Genomic DNA, 16,263 nt, shown 5'->3' with positions numbered 1-16,263 from the left:
CTTCATTCCGACCAGTTGAGAGTGGCGAGCAGCACAGTGGCCTTGTGACCAAGCGCTGCGGGCTGAATCAATGCCTGTCCGAGCAGTAGTTCGCCCGTGACGGTTTGCGCGTTGTGCCGCCATTCGGCACGCGCGCCGATACCGGTGCCGACCAGCGTCGGCCAGCCGCCTTGTGCTACGAGATGGGATTTGCCGCCGTCGAGAAACACGTAGGGTTCGATTCGCGCGTCATGCCATGCCGGCACGTTCTGCCACGCGGCTTCGTTGCGCATATAAGCGCCGCTGTCGCCCGCGATGCCGCCTTCCGTGAAGCCGCGCACCGAGTCCATGCCACCGAGGTAAATCTGCTGCGTACCGAACAGCGCCACGCGGCTGAACTGTCCGCGCAGCGTGCCGCGATACGCCCATTGCGTGCCCAGCAACGAGCCGAGCGTCATCTGCAAGGTCGCCGTACCGTCGAGCTTCGTGAACTGACTGTGCGCATCGTCTTTGCCGATTTCGCTGTCGTCGTGGCTTGCCGCAAGCCACGGCAGACCCTGCGATATGCCGACATCCCACGTCGCGGCCGCGCCCTGATCGTTCGCCACGAAGCGGCGCAGCCCGTTCAGCGCCACACGCGCCATGGTCAGGTCTTGCGGCGACAGGTCGATGCCATTCACGCTGCGCTCGGTGCGCAGTTTGTTCAGCGTGACGTCGAGGCTCATGCGGCCGGATTTCGAACGCGTGAGCACATCGTTCCAGCCGAGAATCTGGCTGAATGTGCGCCCTTGCAGCAGCGCCGTATCGCCGATCGTCTGCTGATACTCGGAGTACGAGGTCGTATAGCTAAAGGTCTGATAGCCGAACGGCACGGCAGCGGAGAACACCAGCGCATTGCTGTCTTCCGTGCCAACGTAGTTCAACGACAGCGATTCCTGTAGGCCGATCACGTTGTCCGCCTCGACACCGCCGCGATAACGCAACGTGCCTGTTTGCGAGCTGCCGTAGTTATCCACGCCGAGGTTGTAGAACGTGCGGTCGCCGTAGCGGTTCGAGATCGCGACGATTGAATCGCCAGGTGCCTCGCCCGGCATGATCTGGATTTCCGCCTGATTCCGACGCAACCGGTTGATCTGGTCGACGCCCTGTTCGAGGTCCGGCAGCCGGAGCACATCGCCGACACTGTCGCCGAACGCCCACGCCGTACCGGCATCGGTGAGCAGGCCGCCACCGTGCGTGTCGTACCACGGCTCGTTCGGGCCGCGCGGACGCAGCGGCTTGCCATTGAGCGTGAAGCCCGCCACCTTGCCCGCGACGATATTGATCTTCAGCGTGCCTGACGCAAGATTCTGCGCACCCAGATACGCGCGCGTCGTGATATAGCCACGCTCGATGAACGCTTCCGTCACGCGTCGCAGCAGCAGATTGATCCGGTTACGTCCGAGCCGTTTGCCGACGAACAGCGCTGCCACGCGGTCCAGTTCCTTCTGGCTCAACACGCGATCGCCAATGAACTCGATGTGACTGATATCGAACATCGGTTCGACGTCGGGCAGCGTGTCGATGTCTGCGCCTTCGGGCAGATTCGGCAACGCGGGCACTTCGGGCGCGGCGATCTGCGCAGGTGCCTGCTGGATTTCGTTTCGGCGCTGTCTGTCCTGCTGCTCCTGCAACAGCCGTTGGCCCGGGTCCTGTTCCGCGCGGCCGGGCAACGCGTTCAGTCCGCCTGGTGGCAACGACGGAATGGTCTGGGCGAACGCAGTCACGTGCACGCTGACGGCGAGCACGGCAAGACTACTGCGCAGGATCACAGGACGTCGCTTCATAGACCGAACCACGAAACGAGGCCGAGGTGATTGTGATTGCCGATCGTCACGGGCGCGCGATACGGCGTACGGATCGTGTTCACGCCGCCTGCCGCGTGAATGCCGCCGGGCGCGTTGAACGCACCGCCATCGATATCCGCTTCACCCGTCAGTTCGACCTGACCGTTTCCGCCTGTGAAGATGCCGCCCGTGTCGGCTGCATAGATCGCTGCCCACGTGTTGCCGAACCACGTCTTGAGATCGTTGCGGCGGTTGATGACCGTATAGCCGAGCACGCCTTGTGCGAGCGTCTTCGGGGCATCGAGCTTCAGATTGCCGATCGCGATGACGGTGCCGCCCGTGTTGGTGATCTGCGTGCCGGCCTTGAGCGTGATGTCCTTACCCGCCTCCATCACGCCGCCGAACGCCTGCACGGTGCTCGACGCACTTGCGCTGCAGAAGATGAAGCACGACTGGTGATACGACGCCTGTCCCGTGAACACGCCTTGCGTGAGCAGATTCTGGGCGGCAGAGATCGAGATGCTGCCGTCATTCGACAGGATCGAGCCGCCGACGTTGTTGACGTTGCGCGCGCTGATCGTGACGTTGCCGCTGTCCGCCGTGATGTACGAGAGCTTGTCGGGATCGCCAAGCGCACCGTAGTCGACGGTGAATCCATTCTCGTGGTGCCGCACGAAAATCAGCCGCCAGCTTTTATTCGAATAGCCGACGGCCGTGCCGTCATTCATGCCGCTCGAATGATCGATGATGTTGTCGACGTCGCCGGCTGCCGTAAGCGTGACGTTGCTGTTCGACAGAATCCGCGCGTCCTCGTTGGTGATGTTGCCGCCTGCTGTGACGACAACATCGCCGTTGACACCGAATAGCACGCCGAGCTTCGAGCTTGTGGTCGATTGATTCAGAACGTTGCCGGACGCGTTGAGTGACACCGCGCCTTTGGAGTCAGAGTCGCTTGTCGTTTGTGTCTGCCCTTGCACCAGCGAGCCAACATTCACGATGTCCTGGCTGCTCTTGACCACGACGCCCGCGTTCGTCGATGCAACCACCGTCTGCAGACCGCTGTCGTTGTACAGCTTCACGCCGCCACCGCTGAGATGGATACCGCCGCCTGTCAAAAGCGACGTGCTGTTGAATCCCAGCAGGCCTGTCGATGCAATCGTGGCCGCATTGCCCGCTTTCATCTGCATCGAGGTGGCTGTCAATGCATCCTGCACTTGCATGTTCACGCTGCCGCTCGCATCGAGTGTGGTATTCGAAAACTCGACGGCACCATTGGATGCGAGCGTGAAATCGCCGAGCGTCGCGTTCATCGGGCCCGCGCTGCGCACGCCGGGGCCCTTGTCGGTCACGATCAGTTGCACACGGCCGCTGGTGAGCGAGCCCGCTGCCGTGATGTCGACGGCGAAAGAGTTCGCCGTATCGTGCGTCGCGGATGCGTTGAGCGAGAGCCAGTCGTTTGCATTGTCGTTCGGCGAAACGCCCGTGTTCAGCGTGACGTTGCTCGTTCCACCCAGCAGGCGCACGGTAGCCGTCGGCGACGTGAAGGTGTTGGTCAGCGGTCCGTTGACCAGAATGTTCTTCGCGATGAGATCCAGCGCAACGAGCGCGCTCGACAGTCCTTGCGGTCCCACGACGATCGTTCCCGTCTTCGTATCGAGCACGACGTTACGCTGCAGCACCGATCCCGTCAGCACGTCATTGAAGCTGACCTGCCCGGTCGAGAGCGCCACATGGCCCGTATTGACGAACGAGCCGCCGTTGAGGGTGATGCCGTTCGGATTGGCGAGCACGACGTTCGCGCGCGAACCGAGCACCGCTAGCTGCCCCGAAATCACACTCGGGTCCGTGCTCGTCACCTGATTGACGATGGTCCGCGCATTGATGCCGACATTGTTGAGGTCGACCCCAGCACTTCCCACGTTGAAGTGACTATACGTGTTGTGCGATACACCGCCGACGGCCGGTGCGATGCTGACGACCTGGTGGCCATTGGCGGCCGTCGATACGCTCGTGACCGTACCGCCGTCCGCGACGACGCCTGCTGCGTGCACATGCGACGATGCTAACGCCAGAGCAAGCGAACAAAACTGAGCTACCCGCCGGTTCTTCAAGCGGACGGTACTTCCTATGGATTGCCTCGACATACTGCCCTCTCGCCGCTCTCAGACGGCGAGTTCCCCGTTCGTTCTTAATTTATGCGGGCCGCATGAAGGCCTGCGCGAATTCATGGGACCAATGTCGGCAGTAGTTACGAAAACTTTAGGAGTATCTCCTTTAGAAAATTCTTGAAATAACTCCGGAAATGTTAAATGGCCATATCTCCACAAATTGCAAATCCGGGACTAGCCATGCACGCCGCCATTCGAAGTATTATGGAACGATCCTTAAGGCACGCTCCTTTGGCGTTATGTGATCGTTCAACAAGTGCAAGCGTATCGAACACTTGCACTTGCATTACAACCGTCAAGCAAAGAACTCGATCATTGCCTGCGCCACCGCCGATGCATCGTTTTCCATCGGAATATGTCCGGCCTTTGGAATTCTCACCAGCCTGGAGTACGGAATCTGCGAGACAAAGTACTCCGCATTTTCAACCTGCTGGAACGTATCGTCTTCGCCCCATATCAGCAACTTCGGCGTCTGCGAAACGCGCAACTGGGGCACTAGCTCGGTCGTATAGCGACTGTACGCGGCGCCTGCCAGCGCAAGCCACGAACGCGCCACCCGCGCGTCTTGCCAGGGATCGAGGTATTCGCTGATTTCGTCCTCTCCTGCGGGACGGCCAAGCGCGGTGATCACCGATTTGCGGCGCGCGGCAAGGATATCTTCATGCGTCGTCGCGGCTGCTACGGCAGGATCCCTAAACCGAGCGACGCCCGGCACAGGCCATGAGTCGAACATCACCGCATTGACGAGCGCGAGCTTCTCGATGCGAATTTTCTTGTCCACGAGAATGTGCTGCGCAACGCCGCCGCCAATATCGTGTCCCGCAAGCAGAATTGGCTCATCGATACGAAGCGCCCGCAGGAATTCGACGACCCAATCGCCGAGAGCGGGAATCGATGCCTGTTCAACCGTCAGTTCACCACCCGAACGGCCGAGGCCGGGAAAATCAACTGCAATCGCCCGAAAACCGGCACGCGCAAGATCGTCCATCACGGGCTGCCAGACGCGGCTCCAATATGTACCGTGAAGCATGAGTATCACGGGACCGCTTTCACCCGCGGCAAGGTAGCTGGTTTGGGTGCCCGCCACATCGACAGTCAATCGTTTCATTTCAACCACTCCTTTCTGCGCATTCATTGATTAGCGGATCAAGCGCTTCACATAGTCCGCGCCGAGACCAATCGATTCGTAGTGCTTGCGCGCCGCGTCGATCTTCGTGAACACGTCTTCGTAGCCGACCGCGACGCCTTCTGGATCGACATACGTATAACCGCCTGTCACATGGAACCAGGTGATCATTTCCGCGACATCTTCGGGCACGTACAGCGTGTGTGTTTCCCCCGCCGGTTCATGCGCATAGCTGCCCTGTTCGGCGACCCATTCATGCTCGAGGTAGTACCAGCGCCCTTTGAGCACGAGCGCGTGCACAGGCCCGGTGTGACGATGACGAGACAGCACGCCCGACTGCCGGACGCGCAGCAGGTTCACGTAATAGCCCTGACTGGCGTTCAGCAGCAGCGGCTTGAATGAAACGGTGGATGTGGCGGGCACCCACAGGTTGTCGTCCTTCAGATACGTGTCGAGCACGCCCAGATGGACAAGGTCCGCAGTCATGTCCTGCGGCTGCGGGAGTTGGTAGGGGATTGCATTTTCGTCGGGATTTCGTGGGTTCATTTCAGTTGTGCCTCTGCTCTGTACGGTTGCGTAGGCGCTGCCTGCACCAGGCCGGAATGACCTCGCTGGCTGCCGCCCCGTGGAATATTGACATCTGAGTCAATCTTGACACGCGTGATAAGAATAGCCGGAATTTCGAACATGCGCACGCAAGGGTTTTGTCGCATGCGCGTCCCTCGCTTGCGTTTTGTATCACTCGATATATAATGCGCCAGTTCCACGAACATTGAGACGTTCGTGCAAGCAGGAGCACAACTATGGCAAGGCCAAGAGAGTTCGATGAAGAGCGCGCGCTCGAAGCGGCGCGCGACGCGTTCTGGGAGCACGGCTACGAAGGCACGTCCACGCGCGACCTGGTGAAATACACCGGCCTGACGCAGCCCAGCCTTTACAACGCGTTCGGCGACAAACGCGCGCTGTTTCGCCGCGCGCTCGAACATTACCTCGATCACACATTGAGAAGCCGGCTAGCGAGGCTGGAACATGAATTCGCGCCCGCTCTCGCCGTCACCGCCTATTTTGCCGAGATCATTCAACGCAGCGGCTCGGATATCGGCCAGCGAGGCTGCATGCTGGTCAATTCCGTGCTGGAAAAAGACCAGCATGCGGACGGTTTGCAGGAAGCCATCGCGAGCGAGCTTGCTGAGATAAAGGGCTTCTTTCATCGGAGCATCGTTGCCGCGCAGAAACGCCGCGACGTTCCGAAAAGCATTAGCGCCGATGACGCCTCTGCTCATCTCCTCACGTTGCTGCTAGGCATGCGCGTGCTCGCGCGCATCGGCCCCGATGTCGAACTGCTGCGCGCGGCCGTGGAAGTGTCGCTGGCTACGCTAGGTTTGCCGCGCCTACGGGAGGCGGAAAGCAACAAGCACAGCAAATGAGTTTTTCGTCGCGCGGTGAGATGCGTTCATGCGAGAACCTGACTGACCGCGCAAATCCACTTTGTCTTTTGAAGAAGCATCATGACCCAACGTACTTTTCTTATCACTGGCGCGAGCAAAGGCATTGGCCGCGCGCTGTCCGAACGGCTCGCCCGAGCAGGCCATCAGGTTGTCGGCATCGCACGTCGCACGGATGACCCGACGTTCCCCGGCACGCTGGTGAGCATCGATCTCGCCGATCGCGACGCAACCGACAAAGGCTTGCGCGAACTGACCTCGCGCTACGCGTTCGACGGCGTCGTCAACAACATGGGCTTCGTCAAGCTCGCGCGGCTCGGCGAGATCGAACTCGACGATCTGGATCGCACGTTCAGCACGAATCTCGCGCCCGCCGTGCAAACCGCGCAGGCGTTGCTGCCGAACATGAAGGAGAAAGGCTGGGGACGTATCGTCAATCTGTCGAGCCTGGTCGTGCTGGGCGTCGCGCAGCGAAGCACGTATGCAGCCGCCAAGAGCGCGATGATCAGCTTCACGCGCACATGGGCGCTCGAGCTTGCCGACTCCGGCATCACCGTCAATTCCGTGGCGCCTGGACCGACCGAAACCGAGATGTTCCGTGAGAACACGCCTGTCGGCAGCGAAGCCGAGAAGCGCTTTCTGTCGCTCGTGCCGATGAAGCGCCTCGGCAAGCCGGACGAACTCGCGGCGAGCGTCGAGTTCTTCCTTTCCGAGCCGGCAGGATTCATCACCGGGCAGACGCTGTATGTCGATGGTGGCGCGTCGATTGGCAAGGCGGCGATCTGACGCTCACGCGACCTGTTCGCTCGCGAACAGACCGACGCCGGCGAGCGCGCTGGTCCGACGCCATTCGCTATTTCGCGCGCTCATTCGCCCAGTTTTTCGCCCATACGGCGCAGCCCGCCGTCACCAGAAGCAGCACGACCGCAAGCGCGACATTCCCCGCCGCAACACCCGCCAGCCGATGATAGGCAACGGCGACATCGTCGCTCAGCCACACGCGGTCGTGAACGAACGTCAGGATGACGACCGCGCCGAACTGCGTGCCGACATAGCTAATGTCCGAATGTCCAAAGCGCAGATAGCACGAGAGCCACACGAACACGCACACGGCTAACAGGCAATACACAATACTGCCAGCCGTCAGCGGCAGCACGACGAGCACGACCACGCAACCCAACGCGCAACCCAGCAGCCGATGGCACATCCTCTGCACGACGCCATAGGGCGACCACGTGCCCTGGGCATCGACGGGAACCATCAGAACGACGAGTGCCGTCGTCATCGCCTGCGGGAATCCCTCGATGGGATAACGCCACGCCAGATACGCGAGCACCGATAGCGTGATCGTGCCGACCATCGTATGTGGCACGCGGCCGAGCGTGCGGTCGGTCAATGCATGCGCAACGGCGGGGCGCGGTGCTTCGGCAGCCGGCCCGCGCGCGCCTCGCAACTGCATGAGGGCCGCACCGACCAGGGTCACGCCCAGATAGGCCGCCGTGCCGATCAGAGCGTTGATCCACAGCGCCTCGGCGACGCCTCGCAAGTCGGTGTCCGGCTCGGTGTGCGTGGTCGTCACGATGAAAATGGCGAGCGCAGTAGAAAGAATCCACATGTACCCCGCCGATCGCTTCGTCGCGAGATACAGTCCGGCCGCGGATAGAAGCGCCATCAACATCACGAACTGCGTGACGTCGTCGGCCGCGAAGCGCGACAGCAGCAGACCGATGACAGTCCCGCCGAACGTGCCGATGATCTGCTGCACGCCGAGATCGAGCGCGGCGCCCAGCGCGAGACCCGTCAGCGAAAACGCGCAAATGGCGGCCCACCAGATTTCCGGCAGGCCGACATAGCGGCTTGCGCACACGGCGATGAGGGTCGCGAGCACCGCCTCCGTGCAACGCCGCATCCGCGCGAGGAACGTGCGCCGCGAAAGCTCCGCCCGGAACGCGCCGAGCGTATTGCGCAAAGCGAGCAGGAACGTGTCGTACATGATGTCGGCGGAATGACGGGACCCCGACGGGCGTCGTTCGCGACCGAGGGTTCATGCATGGTACGACATCGGCGGCGTTCCATTGCAAGCCTTCTGTCAGCCCGGCGCAGACACGCCTGCGCGTTTCGCGTCCGCACGCCGGTTTCATAAACGCACCTTCTTCGAACGTCGCCCGCCGGTTTTCCCTTGACTTTATTGATTGTGATCGCCATCATTACTCGCATCACACGGACTGAACGTCGTGTTTGATAGCGACAACCGCGAGGTCTTCGGCGCGAAGCCGGGAACACAAACAAGGCCTGCGCACTTTTTGAACCCTGCCAGACAGCCGTCTGGCAGACGTCTTGATCGAGTGAACTCTATGAATAGCAATGCGGCAATCAAAGGTACTGCGGTCGTCACGGGCGCATCGGCTGGCATCGGCATGGTCTACGCAGATCGTCTCGCTGCGCAAGGCTACGACCTGATTCTGGTGGCAAGGCGCGCCGAGCGTCTGAATGAACTGGCGAAGCGCCTGTCGGAGCAATACGGCATTCGCGCCACGGCGCTTGTCGAAGATCTGTCGAAAGACGCTGGCGTTGCCGCCGTGGAAGCGGCGATTACGGCCGACCCGACCATCACGATGCTCGTCAACAACGCAGGCGTGGCAACGCTCGCGGGCTTCGCGGATACGGACTTCAGCAAACACGAAGCGATGATCGATCTCAACGTGAACGCCCTCGTCCGCCTTTGCTATGCCGTTCTTCCTCTGTTCAAGCAACGGGATAACGGCGTGCTCATCAATATCGGCTCGGTGCTCTCGCTGCACACGTTGCCGATCAGCAGCGTGTATAGCGGCACCAAAGCGTATGTGACGAGCTTCACTCGCGGCCTGCAACAGGAAGTCGAAGGGACGAACGTGAAAGTGCAACTGGTCATGCCGAGCGCAACAGACACGGAGATCTGGGATATCGCAGGCGTGCCTGTAGAGAATCTGGGCAAAGAACGCGTGATGAGCGTCGATAACCTCGTCGATGCCGCACTGGCCGGTCTTGCGAAGGGCGAAGCCGTCACGCTGCCGTCGGTGGAAGACATCCGGCTCTGGGAAGAATACGACGCGGCTCGCGAAAAGCTCTTCGAGGCCACGCAATCAGGCAAGCCCGCTTCCCGCTACAACATCCGTTAAGCGCGAGCCGTTCCAGGCACTGTCCGCAGCATCGCCGCGCGTTCGCATGCGGCGATGTCGGGGCGCATAGGCAATGCAATAAGCGGCGCTTCGATCAATGGCGCGTCATGCTCTTAGCGCCTTCGCAAGATCGGCCAGGCGGTACGGCTTGTAGACAAACGGAAACTCATTGAAAGCACCGTACTCGTCGCGCAAGGTGGCGAGCGGGTAGCCCGATGTCAGCACTACCTTGACGGCCGGATACCCGGCGCGGACATGATGCGCCAGGTCCATGCCGCTCATGCCGTGCGGCATCGTGATATCCGTGAAGACGACGTTGATATCGTCGCGTTCCTTCAGAATCGCCACGGCCTCGGACGCGCTGCTCGCCACTACGACTTCATACCCGATGCTGCGGAACAGTTCCGTGGCAAGCCCCAGCACGTCCGGTTCATCTTCGACCAGTAAAACCGTTTCGACTTTCGAAGGGACAAAGGTATTAGCCGACTCAACCGGCTGCGCCATCGGCAGATAGAGATCGATGGTCGTGCCTTCTCCTTCGACGCTCGATATCACGACGTCGCCGCCCGACTGGGTGATGAACCCGTAGACCTGGCTCAGCCCGAGTCCCGTGCCCTTTCCAGCCGGCTTCGTCGTAAAGAACGGCTCGAAAGCCTGTTCCAACACTCTCTGAGGCATGCCCGTTCCCGTATCGGATACGGAAATCCGTACGTAGCGGCCAGCCGCCAACACGGCCGTGACGGCTCTGTCCGATTCGACGGTAGTCGTCGCGATCGTCACAGTCCCGCCGTCGGGCATCGCGTCCACGGCGTTGACAACGAGATTGAGCAGGGTCGCCTCGAACCGCGCGGCATCGACGAGCGCGAACGCAGAATCGCCCGCGAGGCCGAGCTCGCACTTCGTCCTGTTATCGGCGCGGACTTTCACCAGCATCGGCTCGAAATCGCGGATCAGCATGTTCAGATCATGGACTTCCGGCCGCAGCGGCTGCTGGCGCGCGAAAGACAGCAGTTGCTGCGTGAGCGAAGCGCCGCGATCGATGGCCCGGCGCATGCCGTCGATCATCTTCATGTCCATGTGCGTGCGGGACTGCGTGGCCAGCACCTGCAGGCCGTTGGACAGCACCGCGAGGAGGTTGTTGAAGTCGTGCGCGACGCCACCCGTGAGCCGGCCAATCGCCTCCATCTTCTGCGCCTGGAATAGCGCCACGTTTGCCTTTTCCAGCGCAGCCGCAGACTGCTTGCGTTCGGTAATGTCGCGTGTGACCTTGGCGAAACCGACCAACTCGCCGCGTTCGTCGCGAATGGCATCGACCACCACATGCGCCCAGAAGCGGCTGCCATCTTTGCGCACGCGCCATCCTTCGCGTTCCGCGCGGCCTTCCCGCGCTGCCGTCGCGAGAATCATGGCTGGTGCGCCGTCGGCTCTATCCTCGTCGGTATAAAAACACGAGAAATGCCGGCCAAGAATCTCGGCATGGCTGTACCCTTTGATCCGCTCGGCACCGACGTTCCAGCTCGTCACGATGCCTGCGGGCGACAGCATGTAGATCGCGTAGTCGGTAACGCCCTGTACGAGAATACGGAATTGCTCCGCTGTCTCGCGCGCCGTGTGGTGCACCTTGTGAATGTCGCTCATCTCGGACTATCCGGTGACGGGTTCCAACGGCCGATTTTACGCTCCCGCTGAACGATCTCTGCACGAGCGCCGACAGCGGCCTTCGTCGGAGCGCAGCTTATGGCCAGCAGCCGGCATCGACGGGAATCCAGCGCGACGCGGGCAGGCTCTGGCATCTCAGGACTGCGCGCACGGATGCTTTCGGGTGCAGCGGCCTCATGGCGGGATGGTGCACGGCGACGTGGGCGTCGAGCGTGGCCGTCAGATCCTGGATGCGCGCCGGTTTGCGCAAAAACCGCGTCCACGATTGCGGAAGGCTTTGCGGTTCGGCCGCAGCCGACAACAGCACAATCGGCAACTGGGAATGAGCGGGCTGCTCATGTACCAGACGGCACAACTCGGCGCCGTCGATGCCGGGCATTTCGTAGTCCGTGATCATGAGCTGAATGGATTCCCGACGCAGGATATCCAGCGCGCAACCGGCATCTCCAGCAACGCTCACGTGGTGACCGTCGCTTTCAAGCGCCAGTTGCAGCGACCAGAGGTTCTCCGCGTCGTCGTCGACCAGCAGTACATTTGCCACGGTTTGGCTCGTAGTATCGGTCATGCGGATCCGCCGCCAGCGCCGCCGTTGACGGCAGCCGGCGCATCGTTTCGGTTAGCGAGGTCTGCAGGGCGCTCATTTCACTGAAGGTGCGCCCGCATCGGAAGCGTCTTTGCCTTGTGACGGCGTGTCGCTTGCTGGAAAGAAGGCGCCTTCGACAGCCTCTTCGGTCTGTACATCGAACGCCCATTGCTCGACAGATTGCGTTGCCATGACTCGCTCCTTTGCACGTGGGTTACAGGCAAACCGCAATCGATGTGCCGCAACAACTTAAAAGGAGACATTCAGCATGCAACGTGAAGACTTCGAACAGCAGTTGACGGCACTACTTCGCGACGCAGGGCCGGATACCGTCGCGGAGTTGACGGACACGGCAATCGCCTACTGGAACGGCGAGAGGCTGGTCTACGCGGACGTCAGCGGGGAAGGGACGGGCGCATTGGCGGGAGAATTCGAACTCGACGCGCGCCGGTGGACAGAATGGAAGGGGTGGCTCGCTGACTGGCTGACTGATCCCGTATTGAGCGTACGCCACGATCTACCCGGCGCGACATAAATGGCCACGCGTTGGCAAATTCGTCTGTTCAGCGCGGCGCAGAGCGGTGTGCGGGATGCGCTCGCTGGATATGCGGACCAGCGGACTGAAGATGTCTGAGCATACGCCGTGCCGAATGGTTGCCTCCGGCGGGTTTTTGTTGGGTTGTGGTGTTTTGTTGCGCACGCGTTGGCGTTGGGTGTTTTGCTGCGCGAGCGGTTTGGTCTTTTTGCCTCTGCGCTGGCATCCGCGTTATGCCTTCGTGCTTCATGCGTCGCCGTTCGGTGTTTTGGCCTTTGCGCCGGCATCCGCGTTATGACTTACCCAAGCACGCGTCGCCCCTGTGCGGGGCGGCACCTACTTTTCTTTGCCGCCGCAAAGAAAAGTAGGCAAAAGAAAGCGGCTAACACCGCCAACTCTTGTATTTGCCTGAGGGCCCCCAACTGGTCTTATGCTTCGCACGGCAACGTTCTTGTTCGCGTGCGTTGCCAACGCTATAAATAAGCGCCTCACCCGCTTCGAATACCCGTGCACGGGCTAGCGGCAGCGAATGGTTTGCGCCGCCAAGGTGGCAAACTGTGTGTAGGTTGTCGCGGCGTATAGCTTGGCGCTCTTACAGGGTGGAACGCGTGCGCTATCGGTTCGGAGTGAGGCGTGTGTGGCGCTACGACCTACACACAGTTTGCCACCTGGGCGGCCGTGGAATATCTGGCACGGCATCTTGCGACGCGGACGCGTGAAGCGGGTGAGGCGTCAGTTCAGAGCGTTGGCAACGAACATGAGTCACGTGATTGCCGTGTGAAGCGTGGGACCGGTTGGGGGCCCTCAGGCAAATACAAGAACTGGCGGTGTGAGCCGCTTTCTTTTGCCTACTTTTCTTTGCGGCGGCAAAGAAAAGTAGGTGCCGCCCCGCACAGGGGCGACGCTTGAACGGCAAACACCACATCGCGGATGCCAGCGCCAACACGAGCAAACCAAACCGCCCGCGCCACGAAGGCAACACGCGGATGCCAGCGCAAAGGCTAGAACAACCAAACCGCCGGACGGCAAAAAACTCACCGCCGCTTCAACCTGATAACCCGCGAAATCTGCCCAAGCGTAAAACTACTATTCTTAACGTACTCGGCATAATCTGACGGCGCCGTCATCGACTCCGCAACAACATACTCACCCACATACCGAAACCGATCCGACGCCGTCCGCACAAAAACAGGAACGGGCTCAGTCTGCCGCGCCAGGGTGCGCCCCGCCGCGCGCGAAGAGGCGCTCCCGTCGCAAAGAATCACCTCAGGCGCATGCGGATTAAGATCGGGCCGCAATCGCGCGGCAACAACCTTGCCGCCCTTGACGGGCAAAAACGCGTGCTTGCTGCCACCCGTCACCCGATGAATGTCTTCACGAGAATATTCTTTTCCAATTTCGAACATGGCTCACTCCAGGACATGACGTCACGCAGCGGCGCTGCGACGCCAAACCCGAAGATCGTATCGGGCCCCTTCTAAAATCGGTGTAAATACAACGGTCCACGCAATAAACGCGCTATGTCGATGCCTCGCGTTTGCGCAAACACGCGCGCTTTTTACACGACGTTTACGCGCTTCGCAGTACGCTAGGTCCATCTCGACAACTGCCAATCGTGGCAACCAGAACATGGGCTCCGCACAACTTCGCGCGCCGCAAGACTTCGTCCCGGATATTCCGTCGGCGCAACTCCGCTCCAACGTCATTCCCCTGCACGCTCAGCGCGTTCAACTCGAAATCTTTCTCACCGGCACCTCGCCGGACGCGTTTCGCAACCATCTCGCGACGCTCCTCCACTCGCCGCTCGGCGTCTACATTTCGCACACGCATATGTTGCACGACAAGGTGCGCGTGCACTTCAACATCGCTCCCGAAGACCTGGATTTCACGCTTCACACGCTGATCGCGACGATGTCCGAAGCGACCATCGGCACCATCACGCGCATCGTCAGGTGAAGGAGCGAACACATGTACTCGGGAATCTGGATTCCGCTCGTCACGCCGTTTCGTTCGGGTGAAGTCGATATCGAAGCGCTGCAAACGCTGACCGATCATTACGCGCGCACCGGCATCGCGGGCATCGTCGCGCTCGGCACGACAGGCGAGGCCGCGCTGCTCTCCGACATCGAGCGTGTGACCGTCTTGCAGGCGATCAGCGACGTCGTCGATGGCCGCTTGCCGGTGCTCGTCGGCATCGGCGGCTTCGACACGCGCGAGTTCGTGCGCGAAATCAGGCGCTTCGAGCGATGGGACGTGGCGGGCTTTCTCGTCTCGCCGCCAGCCTATGTCTGTCCCGATCAGGCGGGCATCGTGTGGCATTTCGAACAGATCGCGCGCGAAACCGAACGGCCCATCGTGCTCTATGACGTGCCGCATCGAACGGGCGTATCGATCGAAGCCGCCACCGTCGCGCGGCTGGCGGAACACGAGAACATCGTCGCGATCAAGGCATGTGTGGCGCAGCGGTTCGACGTGCTGGGCAAGCTGCCCATCAATGTGCTGTGCGGCACCGACGACGCTTTCGTCGATTGCCTCGCATCGGGCGGGCACGGCGGCATTCTCGCCAGCGCGCACGTCTGCGCGGATCTGCTGATCGAGATTCAGTCGCTCATGCAAGCAGGCGACGCTGAGACAGCACGCCGGATCTTCGAGCGGCTCAAGCCCGTGCTCAAGCTGCTGTTTTCCGCGCCCAATCCGTCGGCCATCAAGGCCATGCTTTCGATCGAAGGCCGTATCTCGGATGAGGTACGCATGCCGATCACGGCGGCATCGGCGGCACTCGTCGCGCAGCTCGCGCACGCGCACGAGACGCTGCGCACTGTGCGCGCGGAACTCGCCATCACCGTCTGAACACAGCCGGCACACGCCGGCTCAATTCACGCGCGGCCCCATTGATCGACGAGATAGTCGACGAATGTCCTGATCTTCGGCGACGACAGCTTCGCGCGCTCGAACACCACATGCACGGGCGTAGCAGGCGGCGCAAACTTGTCGAGCACGGGCTGCAAGCGGCCTCGCTCGATATGCGCCGCCACCTGCCACGCGGGCGCGCGCACGATGCCCGCACCCTCGATCGCCGCCGACACCAGCGCATCGAGGCTATTCATCCACAGACGGCCCGTCACGCCGAGGCGCGTGCGCGTCGCGCCCGACTGGAAGCGCCACTCGACCGGTCCCGGCGCATCCGAGAAAACGAGGCAATCGTGCTTGCGCAAATCGTCGAGCTTGCGGGGCGTGCCGCGCTGCGCGAGATACGAAGGCGCCGCGCACACCACCATCTGGATGTCATCGAGCTTGCGCGCAACGAGACTCGAATCCGGCAGCCGGCCAACGCGCACGGCGACATGCAGCCCCTCCTCCACCAGATTGACGGCGCGGTCGACGAGCATCAGATCGACGGCCACCTCGGGATGCATCGCGAGAAAGCGCGGCAATAGCGGCGCGACGACGAGCCGGCCAAGCAGATTCGGCGCGGCGATCCGCAGCCGTCCGGACAACTTCCCGCGTCCCGCCGACAAGGCGCTGCCAAGCTCGTCCACTTCGCCGAGAATCGCCTTCGCGCGGTCGTAGAGAATGCGCCCTTCGTCCGTCATCGCGAGGTTGCGCGTGGTGCGCCGAAGCAATTGCGCGCCGAACTGCGCTTCGAGCGCCGAAATGTGCCTGCTGACCGAGGTCAACGACATTGGAATCGCGCGCGCGGCGGCCGACAGGCTTCCCGCGTCCACGACCCGCACGTAGACGCTCATTGCTTCAAAGCGGTCCATGATTCGACTCTTCCGAATTT

General features: G+C 61.4%; 16 protein-coding genes. 6 read left to right on the top strand and 10 right to left on the bottom strand.

The annotated features are described in order from the left end of the window. Positions 1 to 2: 2 nt before the first annotated feature. From SB822_RS19150 to SB822_RS19135, 4 genes are all read right to left on the bottom strand, one after another. Positions 3 to 1,805, bottom strand: a complete 1,803-nt coding sequence (locus tag SB822_RS19150; protein ID WP_410855419.1) for a ShlB/FhaC/HecB family hemolysin secretion/activation protein — start codon at positions 1,803 to 1,805, stop codon at positions 3 to 5. Next, complete coding sequence (locus SB822_RS19145) at positions 1,802 to 3,949, bottom strand: filamentous hemagglutinin N-terminal domain-containing protein (RefSeq protein WP_410855418.1); 2,148 nt, start codon at positions 3,947 to 3,949, stop codon at positions 1,802 to 1,804. The genes SB822_RS19150 and SB822_RS19145 overlap by 4 nt, the downstream gene beginning before the upstream one ends. Before the next feature lie 319 nt (positions 3,950 to 4,268). After that, positions 4,269 to 5,081, bottom strand: coding sequence for an alpha/beta fold hydrolase (locus SB822_RS19140; protein WP_410855417.1), 813 nt, complete (start codon positions 5,079 to 5,081; stop codon positions 4,269 to 4,271). A 30-nt stretch (positions 5,082 to 5,111) separates the two neighbouring features. Beyond that, positions 5,112 to 5,645 carry a 2,4'-dihydroxyacetophenone dioxygenase family protein gene (locus SB822_RS19135; protein ID WP_410855416.1) on the bottom strand — a complete coding sequence of 178 codons (534 nt, stop codon included), beginning with the start codon at positions 5,643 to 5,645 and terminating at the stop codon, positions 5,112 to 5,114. A gap of 257 nt (positions 5,646 to 5,902) precedes the next feature. Between SB822_RS19135 and SB822_RS19130 the strand changes: the two genes are divergently transcribed. Together SB822_RS19130 and SB822_RS19125 are read left to right on the top strand one after the other, a co-directional pair. Further along, positions 5,903 to 6,526, top strand: coding sequence for a TetR/AcrR family transcriptional regulator (locus SB822_RS19130; RefSeq protein WP_410855415.1), 624 nt, complete (start codon positions 5,903 to 5,905; stop codon positions 6,524 to 6,526). An 81-nt stretch (positions 6,527 to 6,607) separates the two neighbouring features. Continuing rightward, positions 6,608 to 7,330: an SDR family oxidoreductase gene (locus tag SB822_RS19125; protein ID WP_007584373.1), complete on the top strand. Its 723-nt coding sequence runs from the start codon at positions 6,608 to 6,610 to the stop codon at positions 7,328 to 7,330. 67 nt (positions 7,331 to 7,397) lie between these two features. Here SB822_RS19125 and SB822_RS19120 read toward each other — a convergent pair whose 3' ends face one another. Further along, a complete protein-coding gene (locus tag SB822_RS19120) occupies positions 7,398 to 8,537 on the bottom strand; it encodes an FUSC family protein (RefSeq protein WP_410855414.1) in 1,140 nt (379 codons plus the stop codon). A gap of 361 nt (positions 8,538 to 8,898) precedes the next feature. Here SB822_RS19120 and SB822_RS19115 point away from each other — a divergent pair, with 361 nt between their 5' ends. Beyond that, a complete protein-coding gene (locus tag SB822_RS19115) occupies positions 8,899 to 9,702 on the top strand; it encodes an SDR family NAD(P)-dependent oxidoreductase (RefSeq protein ID WP_007584371.1) in 804 nt (267 codons plus the stop codon). 105 nt (positions 9,703 to 9,807) lie between these two features. Here the strand turns inward: SB822_RS19115 and SB822_RS19110 are convergent, their stop codons facing one another. The 3 genes from SB822_RS19110 to SB822_RS19100 form a co-directional block, all read right to left on the bottom strand. Further along, a complete protein-coding gene (locus SB822_RS19110; protein ID WP_079491120.1) occupies positions 9,808 to 11,340 on the bottom strand; it encodes a PAS domain-containing sensor histidine kinase in 1,533 nt (510 codons plus the stop codon). Between the two features lie 97 nt (positions 11,341 to 11,437). After that, entirely contained in the window at positions 11,438 to 11,902 is a 465-nt protein-coding gene (locus SB822_RS19105) for a response regulator (protein WP_410855413.1), read from the bottom strand. 96 nt (positions 11,903 to 11,998) lie between these two features. Next, entirely contained in the window at positions 11,999 to 12,136 is a 138-nt protein-coding gene (locus SB822_RS19100; RefSeq protein ID WP_410855412.1) for a hypothetical protein, read from the bottom strand. A 76-nt stretch (positions 12,137 to 12,212) separates the two neighbouring features. On the opposite strand from SB822_RS19100, the gene SB822_RS19095 reads away from it, so the two are divergent. Then, entirely contained in the window at positions 12,213 to 12,479 is a 267-nt protein-coding gene (locus SB822_RS19095) for a hypothetical protein (RefSeq protein WP_410855411.1), read from the top strand. Positions 12,480 to 13,513: 1,034 nt separating this feature from the next. Here SB822_RS19095 and SB822_RS19090 read toward each other — a convergent pair. Further along, on the bottom strand, positions 13,514 to 13,885 hold the full coding sequence (locus tag SB822_RS19090; protein WP_114223944.1) for a DUF6697 family protein: 372 nt from the start codon (positions 13,883 to 13,885) through the stop codon (positions 13,514 to 13,516). A 223-nt stretch (positions 13,886 to 14,108) separates the two neighbouring features. On the opposite strand from SB822_RS19090, the gene SB822_RS19085 reads away from it, so the two are divergent. Both SB822_RS19085 and dapA read left to right on the top strand, forming a co-directional pair. Next, on the top strand, positions 14,109 to 14,435 hold the full coding sequence (locus SB822_RS19085; protein WP_007584358.1) for a hypothetical protein: 327 nt from the start codon (positions 14,109 to 14,111) through the stop codon (positions 14,433 to 14,435). Between the two features lie 12 nt (positions 14,436 to 14,447). Next, on the top strand, positions 14,448 to 15,329 hold the full coding sequence (gene dapA, locus SB822_RS19080; protein WP_410855410.1) for a 4-hydroxy-tetrahydrodipicolinate synthase: 882 nt from the start codon (positions 14,448 to 14,450) through the stop codon (positions 15,327 to 15,329). 26 nt (positions 15,330 to 15,355) lie between these two features. Here dapA and SB822_RS19075 read toward each other — a convergent pair whose 3' ends face one another. Next, the gene (locus SB822_RS19075; protein WP_410855409.1) at positions 15,356 to 16,243 is read right to left on the bottom strand and encodes a LysR family transcriptional regulator; all 888 of its coding nucleotides are present in this window, start codon (positions 16,241 to 16,243) and stop codon (positions 15,356 to 15,358) included. Between the last annotated feature and the right edge of the window lie 20 nt (positions 16,244 to 16,263).

This window comes from Paraburkholderia sp. SIMBA_054 (assembly GCF_046534875.1).
In the GTDB taxonomy this organism is placed as follows: Bacteria; Pseudomonadota; Gammaproteobacteria; order Burkholderiales; family Burkholderiaceae; genus Paraburkholderia; species Paraburkholderia hospita.
This window is presented reverse-complemented; position numbering and strand designations above follow the sequence as displayed.